The 21,975-nt window shown below is 67.4% G+C and carries 19 protein-coding genes and 1 riboswitch; of the genes, 8 read left to right on the top strand and 11 right to left on the bottom strand.

What is annotated here, in order from left to right:
* Window positions 1–9 precede the first annotated feature (9 nt).
* Window positions 10–1,383 carry an ATP-binding protein gene (locus AC56KL_RS02205; RefSeq protein WP_497178503.1) on the top strand — a complete coding sequence of 458 codons (1,374 nt, stop codon included), beginning with the start codon at window positions 10–12 and terminating at the stop codon, window positions 1,381–1,383.
* A 110-nt stretch (window positions 1,384–1,493) separates the two neighbouring features.
* Here AC56KL_RS02205 and AC56KL_RS02210 read toward each other — a convergent pair whose 3' ends face one another.
* Together AC56KL_RS02210 and AC56KL_RS02215 are read right to left on the bottom strand one after the other, a co-directional pair.
* Window positions 1,494–2,516: a TIGR01777 family oxidoreductase gene (locus AC56KL_RS02210; protein WP_497178504.1), complete on the bottom strand. Its 1,023-nt coding sequence runs from the start codon at window positions 2,514–2,516 to the stop codon at window positions 1,494–1,496.
* On the bottom strand, window positions 2,513–3,055 hold the full coding sequence (locus AC56KL_RS02215; protein WP_497178505.1) for a GbsR/MarR family transcriptional regulator: 543 nt from the start codon (window positions 3,053–3,055) through the stop codon (window positions 2,513–2,515). The genes AC56KL_RS02210 and AC56KL_RS02215 overlap by 4 nt, the downstream gene beginning before the upstream one ends.
* Window positions 3,056–3,214: 159 nt before the next feature.
* Here AC56KL_RS02215 and AC56KL_RS02220 point away from each other — a divergent pair, with 159 nt between their 5' ends.
* The 3 genes from AC56KL_RS02220 (at window position 3,215) to AC56KL_RS02230 (ending at window position 5,050) form a co-directional block, all read left to right on the top strand.
* Complete coding sequence (locus tag AC56KL_RS02220) at window positions 3,215–4,192, top strand: threo-3-hydroxy-L-aspartate ammonia-lyase (RefSeq protein ID WP_497178506.1); 978 nt, start codon at window positions 3,215–3,217, stop codon at window positions 4,190–4,192.
* Window positions 4,193–4,567 (top strand): RidA family protein, encoded by a 375-nt coding sequence (locus AC56KL_RS02225; protein WP_497178507.1) that lies wholly within the window; start codon window positions 4,193–4,195, stop codon window positions 4,565–4,567.
* 105 nt (window positions 4,568–4,672) lie between these two features.
* The gene (locus AC56KL_RS02230) at window positions 4,673–5,050 is read left to right on the top strand and encodes a DUF4124 domain-containing protein (protein WP_497178508.1); all 378 of its coding nucleotides are present in this window, start codon (window positions 4,673–4,675) and stop codon (window positions 5,048–5,050) included.
* A 27-nt stretch (window positions 5,051–5,077) separates the two neighbouring features.
* Here the strand turns inward: AC56KL_RS02230 and AC56KL_RS02235 are convergent, their stop codons facing one another.
* The 3 genes from AC56KL_RS02235 to AC56KL_RS02245 all read right to left on the bottom strand — a co-directional run bounded on the left by AC56KL_RS02235 (window position 5,078) and on the right by AC56KL_RS02245 (window position 9,822).
* Window positions 5,078–8,035 (bottom strand): EAL domain-containing protein, encoded by a 2,958-nt coding sequence (locus tag AC56KL_RS02235; RefSeq protein WP_497178509.1) that lies wholly within the window; start codon window positions 8,033–8,035, stop codon window positions 5,078–5,080.
* A 103-nt stretch (window positions 8,036–8,138) separates the two neighbouring features.
* Window positions 8,139–8,996: a PhzF family phenazine biosynthesis protein gene (locus AC56KL_RS02240; RefSeq protein ID WP_497178510.1), complete on the bottom strand. Its 858-nt coding sequence runs from the start codon at window positions 8,994–8,996 to the stop codon at window positions 8,139–8,141.
* Between the two features lie 118 nt (window positions 8,997–9,114).
* Entirely contained in the window at window positions 9,115–9,822 is a 708-nt protein-coding gene (locus AC56KL_RS02245) for a glutathione S-transferase (RefSeq protein ID WP_497178511.1), read from the bottom strand.
* A 387-nt stretch (window positions 9,823–10,209) separates the two neighbouring features.
* Here AC56KL_RS02245 and AC56KL_RS02250 point away from each other — a divergent pair, with 387 nt between their 5' ends.
* From AC56KL_RS02250 to AC56KL_RS02260, 3 genes are all read left to right on the top strand, one after another.
* Window positions 10,210–11,181, top strand: coding sequence for a DUF535 family protein (locus tag AC56KL_RS02250; RefSeq protein WP_497178512.1), 972 nt, complete (start codon window positions 10,210–10,212; stop codon window positions 11,179–11,181).
* A 170-nt stretch (window positions 11,182–11,351) separates the two neighbouring features.
* Window positions 11,352–11,774, top strand: coding sequence for a hypothetical protein (locus tag AC56KL_RS02255; protein ID WP_497178513.1), 423 nt, complete (start codon window positions 11,352–11,354; stop codon window positions 11,772–11,774).
* 86 nt (window positions 11,775–11,860) lie between these two features.
* Window positions 11,861–11,967, top strand: a riboswitch (TPP riboswitch).
* 89 nt (window positions 11,968–12,056) lie between these two features.
* Window positions 12,057–14,186: a TonB-dependent siderophore receptor gene (locus AC56KL_RS02260; protein WP_497178514.1), complete on the top strand. Its 2,130-nt coding sequence runs from the start codon at window positions 12,057–12,059 to the stop codon at window positions 14,184–14,186.
* Between the two features lie 70 nt (window positions 14,187–14,256).
* Here AC56KL_RS02260 and AC56KL_RS02265 read toward each other — a convergent pair whose 3' ends face one another.
* The 4 genes from AC56KL_RS02265 to AC56KL_RS02280 form a co-directional block, all read right to left on the bottom strand.
* Window positions 14,257–15,222, bottom strand: coding sequence for an HDOD domain-containing protein (locus AC56KL_RS02265; protein ID WP_497178515.1), 966 nt, complete (start codon window positions 15,220–15,222; stop codon window positions 14,257–14,259).
* A 199-nt stretch (window positions 15,223–15,421) separates the two neighbouring features.
* Window positions 15,422–15,976 (bottom strand): AAA family ATPase, encoded by a 555-nt coding sequence (locus AC56KL_RS02270; protein ID WP_497178516.1) that lies wholly within the window; start codon window positions 15,974–15,976, stop codon window positions 15,422–15,424.
* Entirely contained in the window at window positions 15,973–16,566 is a 594-nt protein-coding gene (gene pnuC / locus AC56KL_RS02275) for a nicotinamide riboside transporter PnuC (protein WP_497178517.1), read from the bottom strand. Before pnuC ends, AC56KL_RS02270 begins: the two co-directional genes overlap by 4 nt.
* A gap of 226 nt (window positions 16,567–16,792) precedes the next feature.
* Window positions 16,793–18,931 carry a S46 family peptidase gene (locus tag AC56KL_RS02280; protein ID WP_497178518.1) on the bottom strand — a complete coding sequence of 713 codons (2,139 nt, stop codon included), beginning with the start codon at window positions 18,929–18,931 and terminating at the stop codon, window positions 16,793–16,795.
* Window positions 18,932–19,260: 329 nt separating this feature from the next.
* Here AC56KL_RS02280 and AC56KL_RS02285 point away from each other — a divergent pair, with 329 nt between their 5' ends.
* The gene (locus AC56KL_RS02285; protein ID WP_497178519.1) at window positions 19,261–19,512 is read left to right on the top strand and encodes a WGxxGxxG family protein; all 252 of its coding nucleotides are present in this window, start codon (window positions 19,261–19,263) and stop codon (window positions 19,510–19,512) included.
* 85 nt (window positions 19,513–19,597) lie between these two features.
* Here the strand turns inward: AC56KL_RS02285 and AC56KL_RS02290 are convergent, their stop codons facing one another.
* Window positions 19,598–20,428 carry a PEP-CTERM sorting domain-containing protein gene (locus AC56KL_RS02290; protein WP_497178520.1) on the bottom strand — a complete coding sequence of 277 codons (831 nt, stop codon included), beginning with the start codon at window positions 20,426–20,428 and terminating at the stop codon, window positions 19,598–19,600.
* A 134-nt stretch (window positions 20,429–20,562) separates the two neighbouring features.
* Entirely contained in the window at window positions 20,563–21,969 is a 1,407-nt protein-coding gene (locus AC56KL_RS02295; RefSeq protein ID WP_497178521.1) for an efflux transporter outer membrane subunit, read from the bottom strand.
* Between the last annotated feature and the right edge of the window lie 6 nt (window positions 21,970–21,975).

Genomic DNA, 21,975 nt, shown 5'->3' on the forward strand with positions numbered 1-21,975 from the left:
TTCGCTCCGATGTTCGCCCCGCTTTCGGCGGCGCGCCGCGCCGCCCGTTTCGCCTGGTACCGTAGCGGACTGTTCTGGCGCACCTTCCTGCTGATGTCCCTGCTGACCGCCGCCTCGATGGGCTCGTGGATCGGCATGATCAACGTCTTCCAGCGCGGTCCGCAGGTGCAGCAGACGGCCGAGCTGGTCGGTTCGGTGGTCACCCTCACCCGCGCGGCGCTGACCCACTCGGCGCCCGACCTGCGGCGCGAGCTGCTGCTCGAACTGGTGTCGAACGAAGGCATTCGCATCCTCACGCTGAACAACGACGACATCGTCGATCCGCCGCCCAACACGCCGCTGATGGCCGACATCGCCGCTGCCGTACGCGAGCGCCTCGGCAAGCAGACGCGCTTCGCCAGCGGCGTGAACGGGGTCCCTGGCTTCTACATCAGCTTCAACATCGAGGACGACGAATACTGGCTGATGCTCGAGCGCGAGCGCCTGGCCGGCATGACCGGCGTGCAGTGGCTGGGCTGGGCCACCCTGGTGGGCCTGCTGTCGCTGGTGGGCGCGGCCGTGATCTCGAATCTTGTCAACCTGCCGCTGGCGCGCCTGACGGCAGCCGCGCGCGCCATCGCCAAGGGTGAACGGCCGACGCCGCTGCCCGAGAAGGGGTCGCAGGAGATCATCGAGGCCAACCGCAGCTTCAACCAGATGGTGGACGACCTGGCCCAGGTCGAGAAAGACCGGGCCGTGATCCTGGCCGGCATCTCGCACGACCTGCGCACGCCGCTCGCGCGCATGCAGCTGGAAATCGAGATGGCCCACCTGCCGCAGGATGCGCGCGAAGGCATGCAGTCGGACATCAACCAGATGGACGCCATCATCGGCCAGTTCCTCGACTTCGCCAAGCCGACCGATGCCGCCACCTTCGTTGCCGTAAACCTGTCGGAGATGCTGGCCGAAGTGGGCCGCGAGGCGGGCCGCATCCGCGACCTTCAGGTCAAGGTCGACCTGATGCCGGGCGTGCACGTGATGGGCAACGCCACAGACCTGCGGCGCGTGGTCAACAACATCATCGAGAACGCCCGCAAGTACGGCAAGACGCCGGGCCAGGACCATACCGAGATCGCGATCGTATTGCGAGTGAAAGCGACCGGCCACGGGCGCCGGGCGGTGATCGAGATCTGCGATCACGGCGTGGGCGTGCCGGACGACCAGATCAACCAGCTGCTGAAACCCTTTACGCGCCTGGACAGCGCGCGTGGCCAGGCCAACGGCGCCGGCCTGGGCCTGGCGATCGTCGAGCGCGTACTGTCGCGCCACAACGCCGAGCTCACGGTGAGCAACCGCGAAGGCGGCGGGCTGCTGCTGCAGCTGGCGCTGCCGCTGGCGGGCTAAAGGCATGCTCTGCCAACCGCGCGTTCGACTCACGGACGCATCGTGGCCATGCATGCTTCGGCTGAACGCGCGGTCGGCGAAACCGACCACCCTACAGTCGCCCTAGGCGTCTATTTCAGGCTTTCCAAGGCCTGCGCCAGGGTCGGATAGCGAAACACGAAGCCTTCCTGCTTTAGCCGGCGCGGCGCGACGCGCTGGCCTTGCAGCAGCAGGTCGGACTGCTCGCCCAGCGCCAGGCGCAGCGGCCAGCCGGGCGTCGGCACGAAGGCGGGGCGGCGCCAGATGCGCGCCGCCACCCGGCTGAACTGCGCCTGCGTGACGCATTCCGGCGCCGTGAAGTTGCTGGCCCCGACGGCGCCCGGCGCCGGATGCGCAAGCGCATGGCGCCAGCGGTGCGCGATGCCGCCCACCACATCGTCCACGTGGATCCACGACAGCCACTGGCGCCCGCTTCCCAGCCTGCCGCCCAGGCCGAGCAGGATCGGCAGCAGCATCATGGGCAGCGCGCCGCCCCTGCCTACGACCAGGCCGAAGCGCATGCATTCCACCTGCACGCCATGGCGCGCGGCTTCCCCGGCCGCTTCTTCCCATTCGCGGCACAGGTCCGACATGAAGACCGGCTGCGGCGGCGCCGTCTCGTCGAGCTCGGCGGCGTCACCGATGGGCTGGATGCCGTAGTAGCCGATCGCGGAGGCATTCAGCAGCAGGAAGGGCTTGTGCCGGGCCTGCGCGATCCAGCCGGTGAGCCGGCGGGTCAGGCCGATCCGGCTCTCCCGCAGGGCCTCCTTGCGCGCGGACGACCAGCGCGGCCCGAGGATGCGCGCGCCGGCCAGGTTGACCACGACATCCACCCGGGTGTCCGCCGGCAGCGCGTCCATCGATGCAATGCAGCGCGCCCGGTCTGCGTACAGGCGCGCCGCCGCTGCCGGATGCCGGCTCAGGACGATCACCGCATGGCCGTCATTCAACAGGGCGGGCACCAGGTGCTGGCCGACGAAGCCGGTGGCGCCGGTAACGAGGACGGTGCGCTTGTGCCTGTCGAAGTCGATGGCGGAAGTACTGCGCCCGACCTGGCCGCGCGCTGCGGCGATCACATCGCGAAGTCCGGTCAAACCCCGTGCGCTCGATGTCATGGCTGCTCCTTGTCCTTGGGTCCGAGAAAGCGGGCGACCTGGCCGCCCATCTTGAGGAAGCGCTGCAGCGTCTGCGGCGGCAAATGCTGGTAATCCTGGAAGCTGGTACTGAGCATCTCGAGGAACTCGAGCACGACCTGCATGCGCGCCAGGGTGGCGGCGTCCAGGTCGCGGTCCTCTTCCCCTTCGATCGCACATTCGTGCAGCACGCTCAGGGTCGGGTCGATCTCGCGCCGCTTGCGCTCCTCCAGGATGACCCGGAAGATTTCCCACACGTCCTGCAAGGCCTGGAAATGATCGCGCCGGTCGCCCAGCACGTGGCTCACGCGCACCAGCTTCCAGCTCTGCAGCTCCTTCAGGCTGTTGCTGACGTTGGAGCGCGCCACGCCGAGGGTCTCGACGATGTCGTCGGCGGTGAGCGGACGCTCGGACAGGTAGAGCAATGCATGGATCTGCGCCACCGTCCGGTTGACGCCCCAGCGGGTTCCCATCTCGCCCCAGTGGAGGACGAACTTCTGCGCGGTCGGGCTCAGGCTCATGATTTCCTTTATTTCTGTTGTTACAGAAATTAAAGTACAGATTGAAGAAAAAGGCAAGCGTCCGTTTGTCACCGTGCGCGCCGGGTGGGCGGTCGCAGGCCCTGCGGCTTCGCTATACTGTCGCCTTTCGACTTTCGCGAGCCCGCCATGACCGCCGCCATGACCCCACCTTCCGCCCTCTCCTATCGTGACGTCGAACTGGCCGCCGAGCGCCTGGAAGGCGCCGCACACCGCACGCCGGTCCTGACCTCGACCACGGCGAACACGCTGTCCGGCGGCACGCTGTTCTTCAAGTGCGAGAACTACCAGCGCATGGGCGCCTTCAAGTTCCGCGGCGCCTACAACGCCATCGCGAAGTTCGACGCGGCCCAGCGCGCCGCCGGCGTGCTGACCTTCTCGTCGGGCAACCACGCGCAGGCGATCGCCCTGTCGGCGAAGCTGGCCGGCATCAAGTCCGTCATCATCATGCCGCAGGATGCGCCGGCGCTGAAGGTCAAGGCCACGAAGGAATACGGCGGCGAAGTCATCACCTACGACCGCTATACCGAGAACCGCGAGGAGATCGGCCGGCGCCTGTCGGAAGAACGCGGCATGACCCTGATTCCGCCCTACGACCATCCGGACGTGATCGCCGGCCAGGGCACGGCAGCCAGGGAGCTGTTCGAGGAAACCGGCGAACTGGACATCCTGCTGGTCTGCCTGGGCGGCGGCGGCCTGCTGGCCGGCTGCGCGCTGGCGGCGCGCGCCCTGTCGCCGAATTGCAAGGTGATCGGCGTGGAGCCGGAAGCCGGCAACGATGGCCAGCAATCGCTGCGCAGGGGTGAGATCGTGCACATCGCCGTGCCCAGAACCATTGCCGACGGCGCCATGGTGACCCACGTCGGCGAGCACAATTTCGAGGTGATCCGGCGCAGCGTGGACGACATCGTCACCGTGAGCGACGCCCAGCTGGTGCAGACCATGGCCTTCTTTGCCGAGCGCATGAAGATGATCGTCGAGCCGACCGGCTGCCTGGCGGCGGCGGCCGCACTGCACGGCGTGGTCGACGTCAGGGGCAAGCGCGTCGGCATCCTGATCAGCGGCGGCAACGTCGACCTGTCGCGTTTCGCCGAGCTGCTGCAATCGATGGATGCCTGAATGGAATTCATCCAGTCACCCGAGCTGCCCGCGCCCGCCGGGCATTACTCGCAGGCCGTCGTTACCCGCGGCGGCCTGGTGTTCGTGTCCGGCGTGCTGCCGGCGCGCGACTTGCCGGAGACGGGCTTCGAGGCCCAATGCGCATCCGTGTTCGCGCAGTGCGGACAGATCCTGCGCGCGGCCGGCTGCGGGTTCGATGACGTGGTGCAATGCACCGCCTACCTTGCCGGGGTCGAGCACTGGCCGGCATTCAACACGGTCTATGCCGGCGTGTTCGGCGCGCACCGGCCGGCGCGCGCCGTGGTGCCGGTGCCGGCCTTGCACTATGGTTTCCTGGTGGAAGTGCAGCTGGTTGCAGAACGGCCGCATACCTGAATACGGCTGAGAGATTCTTGCGCCCGCACAGCGCAGGCGTGGGATAGCGAACAGAAGCTTGTAAGACTGACACGGACAATGGGGGCTCAAGAAAAGGAGCCGCCCATGAAGCGTCATCTCTGCCTCAGCATTTTCCTCGCGGCCGTGGCCGCACCCACCGCCACGCTTGTGCATGCCGGGTCGGACATCGTCAAGTGCGTCGATGGCGCGGGACGCATTACCCTGACCGACCAGCCCTGCGACGCCGGCGCGACCACCGTGCGCCTGGCCAGTTCGCCGGCCGACGAAGGTACTACCCGCGCCGAACCCTATCCCTTGGTCGCCGAGCAGGACGTGCTGCCGCCGGCCGTGCAGCGCCGCGTGGCGGCGCCGCGCGCCAAAGCCAAGCCGCTGATGCGCGACGTGGCCACCCTGAAGGCGGCGCGGGCGCAGTTCCTGTTGCTGGGTGCGGGCGGCAAACAGACGCTGGCGACGCTGGACTGAGCGCCGGCCGGAAACCCGGGTTCGGACTCAGCCGAACCGGTTCAGGGCGGATCGCCGCGCCACGCTCGCCGGAGTGGACGATGGCGGCGCCTCCAGCCCCGCGAGTACGTCCAGCACCGCAGGGTGGGTGATGAAATCCGCCGCCGAGCGGGCCTGCAGCAGGCGCTCCGGCGGCTGCGAGCGCGCCACTGCCCAGCCCTGCACGTAATCCACGCCGATCTCCGCCAGCGTTTGCACGGTGGCGGCATCTTCCGCCCACTCGGCAATTGTCTGCATGCCCAGGTTGCCCGCCAGGCTGACGATCGCTTCGACGATCGCCACGTTGGCCGGGTGCGCATTGATGTTCACGATGAAGCTGCCGTCGATCTTGAGCACATCGGCCGGCAGTTCCTTCAGGTAGGAGAACGAGGTATAGCCGGCGCCGAAGTCGTCCAGCGCCACCTTGGCGCCGAAGCTGCGCACCTGGTCGATGAAGCGGCGCGTGTTGTCGAGGTCGTGCAACGCGACACTCTCCGTGATCTCCAGGCACAAACGGCTGGCCACATGCACGTAGCGCCCCAGGATCTCGAAGGTATCCTGCACGAAGCGCTCGTCGTTGAGCGAAGCGCCCGACAGGTTCATGCACACGAAACGGGTATTGCCCAGCCTGTCGGCGTGCTCGGCGATCCAGGCCAGCGTGGTGTTCAGCACCCAGCGGTCGATCATGCTCGCGCGCCCGCTTTTCTCGGCCGCGCCGATCACGGCGCCGGCCGGCACCACGCGGCCGTCCGGCTCGCGCATGCGCAGCAGCACTTCGAAGTCCAGCGACTGGCGCGGGTTTTTCAGGGACATGATCGGCTGCATCTCGAGCAGCAGGCCGTCGGTCGCATCCGGCCCGGACAGGCGCTCCACCATGTCCAGCTCGGCTGCGCGCTGGCGGAAGGCGTCGGCGCCGCACTCGTACACCACCAGGCCCTCGCCGGCACCTAGCTTGGCCTCGCGGCAGGCGCGGTCGGCGGTCGACACCGCATCCTTCATGACCATGCCCCGCGTGACCTCGATCAGGCCGCATGAAGCGCGCACGTGGAAGGCCTTGTCGCCCACGCGGAACGGGGTGTTGCCGATGCGGTCGACGATGCCGCGGCAAATGATCGAGGCCAGCGGAAGCGCGGTTTCCGGCATCAGGATCACGAATTCGTCGCCGCCTACGCGGCCGATCTGCTGGCCGCCGGCCAGCACCGTGCCCATCCGCTCGCACACCTGCCTGAGTACGTCGTCGCCGGCCGCGTGGCCGAACAGGTCGTTGATCAGCTTGAAGCGGTCGAGGTCGACATAGGCCAGGGCCATCGGCTTGCCCGCCGCCAGGCCGCCGGACGCCAGCACGAACTCGTGCTCGATGCCGCGCCGGTTGAAGACCTTGGTGAGCGGATCGTTGTGGGCCATGAACTGCAGCTGCTCGGTGGCCTTGTGCTTTTCGGTGGTGTCTTGCAGCACGCCCTCGATGCGGGCGCGCGCCAGCGTGGCGCTGACCAGGAAGCGCTGGCTGCCGTCGCGGCTGGTCAGTTCCATCTCGGCCTCCGCCCGCGCATGCACCTGTTCGTGCAGCGCGGTCCAGGTGCTTTCGGTGAAGAACTGGCGCCATGCGGTACGGCCAGGATTGAGGCTGGCGATGCCCAGCATCTTTTGCAGGGCCGGATTGACGCTCAGGAAGTATCCGTGCATGTCGAGCGTGAACAGGCCCACCGGCATGGCCTGGTAGGCGTGTTCCAGTTCCTGCTGGGCCGCCTCGCGCTGCTCGGTCTCGACACGCATCTGCTCGGACACGGCCAGCGCCGCCAGCAGGCTCGACGCTAGCGCGGCGGTGACGCTGTTGATGACGCCCAGCAGCTCGCGCATGCCGAGCGCGGCCGCGGCGACCTCGGCGATGGTCGCCATGAAGCTGACGCCGAACGAGGCCGCGAACCAGGTCGCGACCCGGTTGCGCGATTCGGCGATGATCTTGAACAGGCCGATCGACATCACCGAGAAGCCGCACACCGTGATACCCCACAGCAACGGCAAGTACAGGCCATAGGGCAGGAACATGGCGGCGGCGAGCATGGGCAGGCACAGCCACTGCATGATGCGGAACGGCAGCGCATAGGGCAACGCGGTCAGGTTGTCCTTCAACAGCGACTGGTACAGGGTGAGCGTGGCGATGCCGTACAGGGTGATGGTCACAGAGCGGCTGCGCAGCAGCCAGTCGGACGGGAGCGTCTGGCCCAGCCACTGGATGTCCCAGCCGGCCGAGAGCGCCGCGACGCGCAGGTTCAGCACCAGCCAGCCGGCGAACAGCACGTATAGCGGCTGGCGGTTGATCAGCGCGGTGATCAGGACGAACAGCGCCAGCACCACCATGCCGCCGTCGAGCAGGCCGGACTTGCGGTGGTACTGCTCCACCGCCAGCGCATACTGCCCGGCCGGCCACTGCAGCACCGACAGGCGCGCCGGACCGGAGAAACGGGCCCGGCACAGCAGTTCCTGCGGCAGCGGCGCCAGCTCCAGGACAAAGCCGGCCTTCGAGCCCTTGATCCTGCCGCTGCCGGCGCCCCGGGTGGCGGCGCCGAGCGGCGCCAGGCTGCCGGCATCCCAGCAGGCAACGTCCAGCGCATGGCGCGAAGGAAACTCGATCACCTGCCTGCCGCTGCGCGGCATCGGTTCGACCGCGAACCAGACCGGGGCTTCGGACAGGTGGGTGTCGTGACTGGTGACGAGGCTGGAGGCGTGCGCATGCGCCAGCGCGGCGGCGGGCGACAGCGCGGCGCCCTGCTGGACGGTGACGTGCATCGAGAGCGGCACGTCGCCATGGGTGCGGTACTGGTCGTGCCAGAACGCCAGGGCCACCAGGGAAACGAGGCCGATCCCGAGCGGGATCAGGTAGTAGGCAAACAGTTCCAACACCTGTTCCACCGCTGCATGCGCGGCAGCCAGGAACGACGAACGAGGTTTCGGTGTTGACATGGACATGGGCGGATCGTGACGTGCAGGTGCAGGCGCCGGTACTAGCGTCGAAGCGCAAGGATACAGCATAAATTAATGCCGTAATGCAATATTTGAACGGCAGGCGCCCCTACATCATGCGCGCCGTGCCGGACACCCGGATCGACGCGCCGGCCTCATTGCCGATCTCGGCCGTGAGGCGCGAGCGCATGCCCATGTCCTCCCCCTGCACCACCTCGATGCGCCCGCCGTGCGGCCAGCCGAGATCGCGCAGGTAGCCGGCCAGTGCGGCGGTACCGGCGCCGGTTGCCGGGTCTTCCAGGACGCCGCCGGACGCGAACGGGTTCCGGGTATGGAACAGCTGCGGGGTCTCGGACCAGGCCAGCACGACCGTCACGATGCCGTGTTCGTTCATCAGGCGGCGGCCGGCATCGAGTTCGTAATCCATGCGCGCCAGCGCGGCGCGGCTGTTCAATGCCAGCACGAGGTGGTCGGCGCCGCCATGGGCCAGGGCCGGCGCAATGCGGTCGTCGAGGTCGGCGCGGGTATAGCCGAACAGCGCCAGCGCGGCATCGGCCAGCGCGGCCGGGGCCGGCCCGCTCCAGGTCGGCGGCGACTGCAGGCTGGCCGCGACGCGCTCGCCCTCGACCCTGCCCTCGACCGAGATCGCGGCCGCGTTCAGCACCAGTGCGTAGCGCCCGTCGCCGAAGCGGCGCGCCAGCGCGGCGCCCAGCGCGATGGTGGCATGGCCGCAGAACGGCACTTCGGACTCGGGCGAAAAATAGCGCACCCGCCAGCCCTGGCTCCCTGCCAGGGGTGCGGCGAACACGGTTTCGGAAAATCCGATGGCGTGCGCCAGCGCCGCCATCTCGGCAGGCGGCGGCAGCGCCTCGCCGATCCAGACGCCGGCGGGGTTGCCGCCGGCGTCGCCGTCGGAGAAGGCGGCAATGCGCTGGATGTCGGATGGCTCGATGGCGGATTCCGTCATGGCAGTCTCTTTCTGTTATCGGAACGACCGCCATCATATGCTGCCGCCGCGCCGGCTGCAGGGCAGGGATCCATCGCGCCGGTCGACGCCTCCCTGTCCAGGCGCCGGCGCTGCCGCCTTATTCGTCCAGCTCCGGATAGTGGCGGAAGATCCCGTTCTGGTTGAACGGGATGCGCCGCGGCGAGGCCAGGTAGGCCGCGATGTTGGGGCGCGCGGCCACGCGGTCGCGCAGCGCGCCCAGCGCCGGGTACTCGCCTGCGAGCCGCTTCATCGCATTCGGAAACGCATGGCGCAAGCCCTCGATCACCTGGAACAGCGACAGGTCGGCATAGGTCGGCTTGTCGCCCACCAGCCAGTCGCGCGGCTCGGGGTTGGTGAGAAGGCGCGAAAAATAGCCGAAGAACTTGGGCAGGCGCGTCTCGATGAAGTCGGCGGCGCGCCGCTGCGCTTCCGGCTTCTGGTCTTCGTAGTACAGCGAAGTGGCGATCGGGTGGTGGCTGTCGTGGATCTCCGTGACGAGATCGGCGATGGTCAGCTGCAGCTGGTGCGTCCACAGCCGGCCCGGGTCGGAACGCGGCGCCAGCGCATGCTGCTCGCCCAGGTACAGCAGGATATTGGCGACCTGGCCGATGGTCTGCTCGCCCGCGCGCAGGAAGGGCGGCGCGAACGAAGGATGGGCTTCGGTCTCGAGCGCCGACAGCAACAGGTCCATGCCCCCTGCGCGGCGCGCCACGTCCACGTATTCGGCCCCGGCTTCCTCGAGGGCGAGCCGGACGAACTCGCCCCGTCCCTGAATACCCGGCCAGTAAAAAAGTTCATACGCCATCTCGCACCTCCGGTCTGCTTCGGTCTGGCGCAATTATCGATGATGAATCGGAAGCGTGTCGCCGCACAAACATGGTAATCTTGTGTTGCCTGTCAGGCGAAAACAAAAAGTCGCAAATGACGCGAAGGAGGATGCCAACAGCCATCCCTTATCGCGCGTAGTCATTGCCATCCGAGAGAGACAACATGAACGCCACCCTGTCCAGCGCTTCCCTCCTCCATTCCCTCCTCCATTCCCTGACTTATCCAGGCACCAGTTAGCTCCCGGCACAAATGCATGGCAGAATATGGTTTCTGCTGTGCAAGCCCGTTCTCGACCGGGCGGGCATCGAAGATAAAGACTGAGGCGCCGACTGCGCCCGTAACTTTACGCCGAATGGAGCGTCCCATGATTTTCGCTCACCTTTCCAGGTCCTGGCGCGCACGCCGCAGCCAGACCTCGCCCGCGTCGTGGGTGCTGAGCATCGTGCGCAGCCTGCGTGTGCTGCGCTACTGGCGCGAACACCAGGCCCTGTGCCGCCTCGACCTGGTGCGCCGCTTCGTGGCAAGCGCGCCACACGACGACCTGTTCCACCACCTGAGTCACCGCAGCTACCTGTCCAGGGACCTGAGCGCACGCCAGCGCGTGCAGTGCGTGCTGTCGCACTACCGTTTCGAGGATGCCGCCTTCAGCAACGCCTACCACCAGGCCGTGTATGGCGGCGGCGGGCTCACGCTGTGGCAGCATGCAGTCCAGCTTGAGAGCGGCGAGCACGATTTCGTCCTGCGCCTCGAGATGGCGCCGCGCCTCGATGCGGAGGGCGACCTCACCATCTCGCTGGTCGCCGACGGCAAGTACCTGCACCGGCTTTCCTACACCTGGGTGGACGGCCAGCTGGCCGGCGTCAACCTGCCGACCGTGCCCTTCCTTACCCGCAACCAGGGCCGCTGGACCGACTCCGGCGCGGCCTTCGACGCCTTCGAGGAAGCCTTCCCCAACAATTCGCCGAGCTTCTTCTGCTTCGCCGCGATGCAGGGCGTGGCGCAGGCGCTGGGCATCGACCAGGTCGTGGCCATCAAGTGCACCTCGCACATCGCCTACGATCCGGCGGACGTGAAGCATTTCGAGAACGCCTACGACGGTTTCTGGAAGATCCTGGGCGGGGTCGAGATGCCTGGCCGCAGCTACCTGATCCGCCTGCCCTTCTACCTGAAGCCGCTGGCCGACATGCCGTCCAAGCACCGCAAGCGCGCCGCCCAGCGCCGCGAATTCTGGCGCACCATCGGCGACTCGACCCGCACCACGCTGCTGCGCCACCTGGCGCCGGCGGCCAGCACCCGGGCCCGCACCGCGGCGGCGCCGGCAACGGCCGAAGCCTGAACGGCCGGCCAGGCGGCGCGCCCGTGTTTTTCCGCGGGGGCCGTCCGGCGCCGCAGGCTGCGTGACAATCGGTGAGCATTTTCCAGCATGCGCCGTGCTACCGTGATTGTCATCAACACGGATGCATGCAAGCCGTGTGCCGCGCCGCTCCACTACCCGAAAGCGCTCCCATGAACATCCTTGTACTTGCTACCCTGCTGCTGGCTGCTTCGTCCTCGAGCGCCGGGACTGCGACAGCGCGGACGCTCACCTACGAAGCGGTGACGGCCCATTCGCCGACCGGCATCAGCCGCCTCAGGCTCACCCAGGTCGACGGCGACGCCTACGCGGTCGACTTCCAGATCGTCGCGCCCAACCAGACCCAGCACAAGGGCCACGTCCAGGGCCTCGCCACGCGCGACGGCCAGCGCCTGACCCTGCGCGCAGTGAACTTCATCGAGGGCGGCGTCGTCGACGAGCGTCCGCTGTGCACGATGGTGATCGATGCGGACGACACCCATGCCCGGGTCGTGAGCGCGCACCATTGCACCGGTTTCCGCGGCGCGGCCGCGAGCTTCATGGAACAGGGACAAGACCTGAAGCGGGTGCCCTGAGCCCGCCCCGGCCGGGCGCCGGAAATCGCCGCCCTCCGCCGGTCCTTGCCACTTTCACCACGCCCGCCCGGGTCCGTGGTACACTGCCGCCTCGCTAGGGGTCCTGGTGCGCGCGAAGCGCGTTGCCGGGTGAGAGATACCCTTCGTACCTGATCTGGATAATGCCAGCGAAGGAAAGCGCAACGCAGTTCCCATCCTCCTTGCCCTTCCCCCACGTTGGCTCCGGCTTTTTGTTAAAAGCAGCGCGCCCTGCCGTCCATGGCGCGCGAAGACGAGCACACCATGACATTCAACCTGAAGCATTCCGTCCTCCCCTGCGCCATCCTGCAGGCCTTCTCCGTCGCCGCGTTCGCACAGGACACCGGCAGCCTCACCTCGGTGGTCGTCACCGGCAGCCGCTGGGTCGCCAGCGACCGCGCCAGCATTGGCGGTTTTTCCGACGCGCCCCTGCTCGACACCCCTGCATCGATCACGGCCATCGACCGCAGCAAGATGCTCGACCTGTCGATCCGCAACGTGTCGGATGCGGCCCGCCTCGACGCCTCGGTCGGCGACGCCTATAACGCGGTCGGCTACGCCGAGCAGTTCTCGATCCGCGGCTTCGCGCTCGACAATGCCAACAGCTACCGCAAGGACGGCATCGCGATCCCCGCCGACACCCAGATCCCCCTCGAGAACAAGGAGCGCATCGAGGTGCTGCGCGGCCTGGCCGGGCTGCAGGCCGGCGTCGCCGCGCCGGGCGGCATGGTCAATTTCGTGACCAAGCGCCCGACCAGCGCGCCGCTGCGCTCGGCGCTGGTGGAAGTGAGCGAGCGCGGCACCCTGCACGGCTCCATCGACCTCGGCGGGCGCTTCGAGGACCGCCGCTTCGGTTACCGCATCAATGCCGCCTTTGATGACCTGAAATCCTACGTGCGCGGCGCCGACGGCGAGCGCCAGTTCGTATCCGGCGCCTTCGACTGGCAGATCAGCCCGGACGCGCAGCTGGCGCTCGACCTCGACCACCAGCACCGCGCGCAGGTCACCGCGCCGGGCTACCAGCTGCTGCGCAATGAAGTCCTGCCCACCGGCATATCCCCCAAGACCCTGCTGAACGACCAGCCCTGGACCAAGCCGGTGGAGACCGACAGCAGCAACCTGGGCCTGCGCTTCGAATACCGCCTCGCCCCCGACTGGACGGCGACGGTCAACGCCAACAAGCACTGGTTCAAGCGCGATGACTACACCGCCTTCCCCTATGGCTGCGGCAACGAGGGCGACGGCTTCTATCCGGGCTACTGCTCGAACGGCGACTTCGACGTGTACGACTACCAGAGCGTGGGCGAGCGCAAGACCCCATGGGGCGCGCAAGCCATGCTGCAGGGCCGCTTCGCCGTCGGCGCCGTGCGCCACCAGCTCACCGTTGGCGCGGCCCTCTCGGAGCGCCGCGACAGCTTCGGCGAGTACGTGTACGACTACGTCGGCTACAGCAACATCTGGAACAGGCGCATCGTGCCGCCGGTTTCGCCGGACCGTACCACCGGCCCGGTGATGGTGCGCCGCATGGACCAGGAACGCGCCCTGTTCGCGCAGGACGTGATGAGCCTGTCGCCGCAGTTCACGCTGCACGCCGGCCTGCGCTACGTACGCCTCAAACGCGATGAACTGGCCGAGATCGGCCAGCCGTGGGTGCACGCGCGCGACAGCTTTGTGCTGCCGAGCGTGGCGCTGGTCTACAAGCCGGCGCGGGACTGGAGCGTGTACGGCTCGGTGAGCCATGGCCTGCAGCACGGCGGCATTGCCGAGATGGGCACGGAAAACGAGAACACCGCGCTGCCGCCGGGCCGATCGAAACAGGCCGAGCTCGGGGTGAAAGGCGTGGTGGGCAATGCCCTCATGCTGTCGGCCGCCGTGTTCGACATCCGCCAGGGCCTCGAATACGTCAATGCCGCCAACATCCTGGTGCGCGCCGGCCAGCAGCGCCACCGCGGCCTCGAATTCGCGGCCCAGGGACGTCTCGATGCGGACCTGAACTACAGCCTGTCGCTGATGGCGCTCGAAGCAAGGCAGACCGGCACCGGCGACCTCGAAGTCGAGGGCAAGCGCGTGACCAACGTGCCGGAACTGCGTTCGACCGCATGGGTGGAATATGCGGTGCCGGCCGTCGCCGGCATGAAGCTGGACGCGACCTGGCAGTACGCGGGCAGCAAGGCCTTCGATCCGGCCAACCGCGCCATCGTTCCCGGCTACCACGTGGCCGCGCTGGGCGCGTCGTATGCCCTGCGGATGGGCGGCGTGAACACGGTCCTGCGCGCGCGCGTGGACAACGTGTTCGACAAGTTCTACTGGCGCGACGTGACGCAGTCGCTGGGCGGCTACCTGCTGCCGGGCGCGCCGCGCACCTTCCGCGTGTCGGCCCAGTTCGACTTCTGAGGGTAGTGTTTGTGATCGAGTCCACCGGACTCGATCACTCCACTGGACTCGATCACTTCACCGGCCCGCTTCACTCGCCCAGGTCGGCCAGCTTGCCCAGGCAGCGGCGCTGGAAGCCGTTCAATCCGGTCGCGACGAAACTGTCGTCCATCACGATCACTTCCGCATCGAGCAGCAGGCGCAGCTTGGCAATGCGGTCGCCCTGGGTCAGCGCCTGGGCCAGGTTCGATCCGTCCGGGTCGCCAGCCCAGGCGATCGCCTCGACCACCTCGGCCGGGAAGTCCCAGTGCCGGGCGATCACCGCCGACAACTGGCGGCTGGCCGCGAACAGTTCGATGCCGAAGTGTCCGGCGCCCGGCACCTTGCCCTCGCAGACCCGGTCGGCCACCTGGAACGCGACCTGCAGGCCCACGTTCTGCATCAGGCCGGCCAGGTAGGATTCGAATACGCCCGCGGACAGGCCCGGCGCCATCACGCTGGCGGCGAAGGCGCAGCGTTCGGAGTGGCGCCAGACGTTCGGGGCCACCTGGCGCGCCACGCCCACCGCCTTGACCCGGATCAGCGGGCGCATCGCGATCTTCGCGAGCAGCATGCGCAAACCGTTCAGGCCGAGCATCGTCACCGCACCGTCGAGGGTCTCGATCGGCTTGGCAGGACGGTAGTAGGCGCTGTTCGCCTCGCGGATCACTTCGGCGACCAACACCACGTCGCGCCCCACTTCGGCCGACAAGGCCGCGGTGGAGATGTTTTCGTCCGACAGCGCGCCCAGCAGCTGGGCCACCAGCTCGGGCACGCGCGGCACCAGCCCGGCCGATTTCTCCGGGTCGTCGATCAGGGCGCGCACCTCGTCGAGGATCTGCTGCTCGACTTCGGCGCCGGCATTGGCGCCGCTCGAGGCGACCAGCCAGCGGTAATAGGCTGCGTCCACGTCGGCCGCCATGTCTTCGTCATCCGCCACCGCGGCCTCATCGGCGCGGACAGGGGTGACGGTCTCCTTCTCGGCGCCGCCCAACAGGCGGCCGATCCAATTTTTCATTATTCACCGCTTTTTATTTGTGTCAGTACAGCATCCATTCTAATACCAGAAATCAACAGAAAGTCATCCAACAATAGTCTGGAGTGTTTCATTTTGGCTACTAGAACCAGGCGAGAGCCCGCTCAGGCGTCAAAAAGGCCCACTCGACATTCCCGGCGGCGCCGTCCAGCCGTCTTGCGCAGCCCGCGCCGCACAGCGTCTATCGCGGCGGACGCAAGCCGCCGGCTTCGGGGCAAACAGGCCCGAGCACTTCCTCCACCCGCTGCAGCCGCTGCGCCAGGCCGCCTTCGAGCAGCACGTAGGGGATGCGCCGCGCATCGAGGGTCTCGAGCAGCATCCGGTGCACCTTCTGGCGCACCTCCTCCGATTCGCGCTGCAGGCCGTCCGGCTCCCAGGGGCTGTCGGGCGCCGTGACGAAGGTCCAGGCGTAGTCGTGGCGGCTGTCCAGGCGCGCCAGCTGCGGGTCGACCCTGCCCCAGTACTGGCGGCTGTACAGGGCCGTCATGAGGGGCGTGGTGTCGCAGAACAGGAAACGCGTGGCCCGCGCGGCAGCCGCATCTTCACGCGCGCGCTGGGTCGAGGCGATCGGGTACTGGTCGCTCTCGAAAGGAACGCGGGCCCGGGTGTCGACGAACTCGCGCAGGTATTCCGGCACCCACACGCTGCCGTAGTGCCGCGCAAGCGCTTCGCACAGCGTCGACTTCCCGGACGACTCGGCGCCCAGCACGGCGACCCGTTCCACCGCCCCGCTCACGCATTCCTCCGTGCGATGTTCGACCAGGCCCGCAGGCCGGTATAGGCCAGCACCACGAACACCGCGTACAGGAGCGCGGTCAGCATCAGTCCCTTGTAGACGTACAGGCCGACGTACAGGATGTCCACCACGATCCACACCAGCCAGTTCTCGACCTTCTTGCGGCCCAGCAGGAGCTGGCCCACCAGGCTGCCGGCGGTCAGGAAGCCGTCCGCATGCGGCACGTCGGTGTCCGTGAAATGGTCGAGGAAGCCGGCCAGCAGCACGAAGCCGGCGGCCCAGCCGGCGATCGCCCAGCGCCAGCCGGATGCCTGCAGGCGCGTCACCACCAGGGGCTGATTGCCGGCGCCGTGCAGCCACTGGTACCAGCCCCATACCGAGGCCACGATGAAGACGAACTGCAGGCCCATGTCCCCGTACAACTTGGCGTCGTAGAACACCACGGCATAGGTGGCGGACGACGCGATCGAGAACAGCCAGGCCCAGTGCTTCTGGCGGATGTTCAGCAGCACGGTGGTCGCCGCCAGCAGGAAGGAAATGAGTTCCAGCGGCGTGGTGCTGAAACCGAGGAAGGCGAGCGGTTCGTTCATTCAGGGACGGTCGGAAGGCGGCGCAAGGGATGCGAGGTCGGGTCGGCAGGCGATTATGGCTACTCGCCACTGAATGCGCAAGGCGGACCGTCCGGATCTGGACATCTTTACCCTGTTCCCTTGCGCCCCCCGGCCGGGGAGAAACGCGCTTCGAGATCCGGTTCCCTGCGCCCAACGAAAACCGCGGCGGGATTGCTCCGGCCGCGGCTCGTTCCACGCTTCCCGATTACTTCCTCGGGTATTTGATCGTCATTTCCTTCAGCAGCTTGTCGGCGCGGTCGACTTCCTTCATCACCCACAGCATGTAGCGGATGTCGACGTGGATCGCGCGCGTGATGGCGCTGTCGAAGTACCAGTCCTTGGTGATCGATTCGTAGGTCGAGTCGAAGTTCAGGCCTACCAGTTCGCCGCGCCTGTTCATCACGGCCGAGCCGGAATTGCCGCCGGTCGTGTCGGCGCTCGACAGGAAGTTCACCGGCACGGTGCCCAGCACCGGGTCCTTGAACACGCCGTAGCGCCTGGCCTTGATGGCGTCGAGCAGCGGCGCCGGGGCGATGAACGGATCCTTGTTGCTCGCCTTCTCCACGATGCCCTCGACGGTCGTGAACGGGCCCTTGACCAGGCCGTCGCGCGGCGCGTACGGCGACACGGTGCCGTAGGTGACGCGCAGGGTCGAGTTGGCGTCCGGGTAGACCGGCTTGCCCTGCGACTTTTTCCAGGCGATGACGGCCGCCATGTACTGCGGGATCACGCGTTCCAGGTTGCCGTCGATCTCGTTGCGGCGGTTTTCCAGGCTGAGTCCCGTCTCATGCAAGCGCACAGCCAGCGCGATGAAGGGGTCGCCCGACTTGCGGAACGCGTCCACGTCCTTGCCGATCCAGGCCAGGCGCCTGGCGGTGTCGTCCAGGTCGGTCGCCTTGTACATCGCGTTCAGCGTAGTCGGCGCGGGCAGCAGCGCGTCCAGCCCTTGCGGACGCAGCCTGGCGTCGGTACGCGCATAGCGCGCCAGCGCGGCGCCCCAGCGCGCTTCGTCCACCTGCGGCACGAAGGACTGTTCCAGGCGCGTGAGGCGCGCCTTGATGAAGGACAGGTCGCGCTCCTGGTAGCCGGCTTCGCGCTGCGCATCCGGTTTCTGGCGCTCCAGCGCCAGGCGGTACAGGGTACGCGCGCTCTTGAGCAGGTCGCTGTGGGTGGCCTCAAGCCAGGCGCCTTCCTGGCGCGAGGCCGCCATGTCCTGCGCGATCACGCTGTCCAGCTCACCCAGCAGGTTCTTCGCGCCATTGCCGTTCTGCTTGTGCCAGGTGCGGAACTCGGCGTCCTGCACGTCCTTGATGGCGGCGATGTCCTTGCGCGCGAAGCCGTCCAGCAGGCCCTGGGTTTTCTTGAGCACGTTGTTCAAGCTCTTGGCCACGCTCGCGTAGCGCACGTCCCAGGCCGGGTTGCCCATGGTGGCGGCCGAGATCACCGACAGGTCGGCGGTGATGCTGGCGACCCTGCCCGGGAAGTCGACGTCGCGCGCGAAGCGGATTTCGCTCGGCAGCTTGTAGCGGCTGGTGCGGCCCGGGTAGCCGGCCAGCAGGATCGGATCGCCCTGCTTCAGGCCTTCGGCGGACACCACCAGGAAGTCCTTCGACTTGTAGGGCACGTTGTTCGGCGACGGATCGGCCGGACGGCCGTCGGGGCCGACGTAGGCGCGCAGGAAGGCATAGTCGCCGGTCTGGCGCGGCCACTCGTAGTTGTCGATGTCGCCGCCGAAGTTGCCGATGCGGTCGGAGGGCGCGTACACGAGGCGCACGTCGCGGATCATCAGTTGCTTGATGCGGTAGTACTCCAGGCCGCGGTGGAAGGCCGGCACCGAGCAGCGGATCGACTTGTCGGTTTCGCATTCCGCCACCAGGGCCTTGATGCGGGATTCGACCAGCTCGTGGCGCTCGCGTCCCGACAGGTTCGCGTTCAATCCCTTGAGCACGCGGTCCGTCACGTTCTCCACCTTTTCGGTGACGTAGACCAGCGTGCTCGGGCCGCCCGGCAGTTCCTCGGCGCGGGTCCTGGCCAGGAAGCCGTTGACGATGTAGTTCTTTTCCGGCGTCGCGTTGCGCTGGATCGCGCCGTAGGCGCAGTGGTGATTGGTGACCACCAGGCCTTCGGGGGACACGAACGAGGCCGAGCAGCCGCCCAGCGAGACGATGGCGCTCATCGGATGCCTGGTGAGGTCGGCCAGCTTTTCGGCCGGCATGGTGATGCCGATGCGCCTGAGTTCGGATTTGAGTTGCGGCAGCTGGTGCGGTTGCCACTGGCCTTCGTCGGCGACAGCGACGCTCGCGGCGCCCATCAGTGCGACGGGCAGGACGATCGATTTGAACAAGGTGGAATCCCAGGCGAATGAATGCAGCCGGGAGTATAGCTATTGTTACATCCGCATAGGTCGTTTTTCGGCGTAATGACGGCTGCCGGGTGGCCTGACACCAGCGATAGCGACAGGCCTTGATGACAGCAGACTCGATCCGCGGGAACGATGATGCATCCCGCCGTTTATTTCTGATTTGTACCGTGCTGAGCCCATTTGCCTGCGTGTCTATACTGGGTCAAAGACGGTTCCCAACCTTCTGGACGTAGCTGACTTTGTTGTTGCAATAAATAAGGCAATAAACCTGGGCGAATGCATCGATACGCTCACAACCAACGGAGAAAACCATGAAGAAAATAATGCCTGCTGCTTGCCGTACCCTCGTCGCCATGTCGCTGACCCTCGCCTGCGCCCTGCCGGCCGCGGCCCAGAACACCGGAGGCGACGCTGCCAACACCGGTACCGCCACGACCACCCAGACCGAGCGCGACGACGACACCGATTACGGCTGGATCGGCCTGCTCGGCCTTGCCGGCCTGCTCGGCCTGCGCCGCAAGCACGACGATCACCGCACGACCACCACCACGCACAACCGCTGATTTTTCTGTCGACAAGGCCCGTGTATCTTTTCCCCGGATGCACGGGCCGCCAGGCGCTGCGCTGCCTATAGCTGCGTTTAGCTGCTTAGAGCTGCTTGCGGCGACGCACCGCGCCGAGGCCGAATGCCCCCAGGCCGAGCAGCGCGATGCTCGCAGGTTCCGGCACCTCTGCAGGGGCAAGTTCGAAGTTGTATGTCGTCGCTTCCTCGCCGGTGAAACCGATGCGCACGTTGTCGACGAAGCCGCGGAAAGTACCGCCCCAGCCGGACCCGATACCGAACTCGATGCCGAGGATGGCGGTCGAGGTGCCCAGCACATCGTATGGCGTCCCGTTGGGCACGTTCGGTATCGCCCCGGCGGCCCAGTTGTCCAGCGTGATGTCGAAATCCTCCACCGTGGTACCGGGCGTGAACTTGCGCTGCCAGAAATACTGGTTTTCCAGGTCGCTGGAAACCCAGGTGTTCTGGGCGGTCGGGCCGTTGTAGATCTGCTCCCAGACGAGGTAGCCACGGTCGACAGTCGTGCCGGCGTCGCCATCGGCGTCGTACAGGAGGCGCATGGCCGGCGCCAGGTGTCCGGCCGAGGTGCCGGGGGCGCGGAACCAGTCAAAGCCGACGACATCGACATTGCCGAGCGTGCGGCCGTCCACGAAGCCCCAGGTAAGGGCATAGTCGGCCTTGCCGCTGCCGTCGGTGGACGACATCTCGACCGATCCGCTGCCATTGCGCGGGTTGGCAGCGGTGATCCCTGCGAAGGTGTCCGACTTATAGCCGTTGGACTTGTCGCGGAAATTGGTCAGGTACCAGGCATCCGTGGTGAACGCGGCGCCCACGCTGGTGACGGTTACGGTGCCGGCCTGGGCGCTGCTTGCAGCCAGGAGCGAAAGGACAAGGATCGAACGGGACAGGGTCTTCATGGCGTTTCCTCGGTTGTGGGATGAACGCCCATGCCAATGCAAGATGAATGCCAGCTGGAACTAATTGAAAATAATCAACAAGTTATACAATTGGTTATTGCAATAAAGTTAGCATTTGTCAGATTCTTCGACACTCAGCCGGCCTCTCCAGCTGCGCGCCATCCGCCACCCAGCGCCTGGATCAGCGCCACCGCCGCCGCCTGCCGGTCGGCCTGCACCTGCACCAGGGCGCGCCGCGCGTTCAGCGCGGTCGCCTGGGCCTGCACGACTTCCGAATAACTGACCTGCCCTGCCCGGTAGCGGTTCAGGATCTGCTGCTCGACCCGGTCGGCCGCTTCGGAGGCCACGCGCCGCAGTTCCTGCTGCTGTTCCAGCACGCGCACCGCCGTGAGCTGGTCTTCCACGTCGGCGAAGGCGTTCAATACCGTCTGGCGGTAGCGCGCCACTGCCGCCTGGTGCCGGGCCTCGGCGCCCGCGACGCTGGCGCGGGTGGCGCCGGCGTTGAAGATCGACTGCGCGGCCGCCAGCCCGAAGGACCAGGCGGCGTTCGATGCAGAGAACAGGTCGGCGACCCGCGAGCCGCCCGTTCCCAGTGAAGCGGACAGGCCGATGTTGGGGAAGTAGGCCGAGCGCGCGATGCCGATCTCCGCATTGGCGGCCGCCACGTCGCGTTCGGCGGCGGCGATGTCCGGACGGCGCTGCAGCAGGGTGGACGGCAGGCCCACCGGCACCGCCGGCACCGTCGCGCGCCATTCGCCCAGCGGCGCGAGCGTGAACTCGGCCGGCGCCCTGCCGACCAGGATCGCGATGGCGTGCTCGAACTGGGCTCGCCGGCGCGCCAGCCCGAGCGCGTCGTCGCGGGCGTTGGCGAGCTGGGTCTCGGCCTGCAGCACGTCGGTGCGGGCCACGATGCCGACATTGAAGCGGTTCTGCGTGATCCGCAGCTCGCGCTCGTAGCCCGCGATGGTGCGCTCGACCAGGGCGCGCTGCGCATCGAGCGCGCGCACGGCGAAGTAGTTGGCGGCCAGCTCGCCCTGGGCCGACAGGCGCGCGCTGGCCAGGTCGGCAGCCGAGGCTTCCGCTCCCGCGCGGGCGCTGGTGACGCCGGCGCGCAGCCGGCCCCACACATCCGGCTCCCAGCCGCCGCCGAGGTTGAGCCGATAAGCATTGTCCGCGCCCTGCCCGCGCACGCCGGCGCGCTCGCCGCCCACGCTCAGGTTCAGGCTCGGGAACAGCGCGGCGCGCTCCTGCTGCACCAGGGCGCGTGCCTGCGCATAGTTGGCCGCGGCCACCGCCACGTTCTGGTTCGACACCGCGATCGCACCGGCCAGGTCGTTCAGGACCGGATCGCCGAACAGCTGCCACCAGGGGCCGCGCTCGAGCGCATCGGCGGGCGCGGCAGGCACCCAGCCTTCGGCTTCCTTGAAGGCCGCCGGTTCGGGCGTCGCCGGACGCTGGTAGGCCGGGCCGATGGCGCAGCCGGCAGCCAGGCTGGCGGCAAGGGCGGCGAGGTGGAGGCGGAAAATGGGATGGGTTCGCATGTCGGT

It is taken from the genome of Telluria sp. ZB4P34, assembly GCF_059686055.1.

Bases quoted from the DNA above. Each gene is read 5' to 3' on its own strand.
- AC56KL_RS02205 (WP_497178503.1), top strand. From the start codon at position 10: ATGTTCGCCCCGCTTTCGGCGGCGCGCCGCGCCGCCCGTTTCGCCTGG.
- AC56KL_RS02210 (WP_497178504.1), bottom strand. From the start codon at position 2,516: ATGACATCGAGCGCACGGGGTTTGACCGGACTTCGCGATGTGATCGCC.
- AC56KL_RS02215 (WP_497178505.1), bottom strand. From the start codon at position 3,055: ATGAGCCTGAGCCCGACCGCGCAGAAGTTCGTCCTCCACTGGGGCGAG.
- AC56KL_RS02220 (WP_497178506.1), top strand. From the start codon at position 3,215: ATGACCCCACCTTCCGCCCTCTCCTATCGTGACGTCGAACTGGCCGCC.
- AC56KL_RS02225 (WP_497178507.1), top strand. From the start codon at position 4,193: ATGGAATTCATCCAGTCACCCGAGCTGCCCGCGCCCGCCGGGCATTAC.
- AC56KL_RS02230 (WP_497178508.1), top strand. From the start codon at position 4,673: ATGAAGCGTCATCTCTGCCTCAGCATTTTCCTCGCGGCCGTGGCCGCA.
- AC56KL_RS02235 (WP_497178509.1), bottom strand. From the start codon at position 8,035: ATGTCCATGTCAACACCGAAACCTCGTTCGTCGTTCCTGGCTGCCGCG.
- AC56KL_RS02240 (WP_497178510.1), bottom strand. From the start codon at position 8,996: ATGACGGAATCCGCCATCGAGCCATCCGACATCCAGCGCATTGCCGCC.
- AC56KL_RS02245 (WP_497178511.1), bottom strand. From the start codon at position 9,822: ATGGCGTATGAACTTTTTTACTGGCCGGGTATTCAGGGACGGGGCGAG.
- AC56KL_RS02250 (WP_497178512.1), top strand. From the start codon at position 10,210: ATGATTTTCGCTCACCTTTCCAGGTCCTGGCGCGCACGCCGCAGCCAG.
- AC56KL_RS02255 (WP_497178513.1), top strand. From the start codon at position 11,352: ATGAACATCCTTGTACTTGCTACCCTGCTGCTGGCTGCTTCGTCCTCG.
- AC56KL_RS02260 (WP_497178514.1), top strand. From the start codon at position 12,057: ATGACATTCAACCTGAAGCATTCCGTCCTCCCCTGCGCCATCCTGCAG.
- AC56KL_RS02265 (WP_497178515.1), bottom strand. From the start codon at position 15,222: ATGAAAAATTGGATCGGCCGCCTGTTGGGCGGCGCCGAGAAGGAGACC.
- pnuC (WP_497178517.1), bottom strand. From the start codon at position 16,566: ATGAACGAACCGCTCGCCTTCCTCGGTTTCAGCACCACGCCGCTGGAA.
- AC56KL_RS02285 (WP_497178519.1), top strand. From the start codon at position 19,261: ATGAAGAAAATAATGCCTGCTGCTTGCCGTACCCTCGTCGCCATGTCG.
- AC56KL_RS02290 (WP_497178520.1), bottom strand. From the start codon at position 20,428: ATGAAGACCCTGTCCCGTTCGATCCTTGTCCTTTCGCTCCTGGCTGCA.
- AC56KL_RS02295 (WP_497178521.1), bottom strand. From the start codon at position 21,969: ATGCGAACCCATCCCATTTTCCGCCTCCACCTCGCCGCCCTTGCCGCC.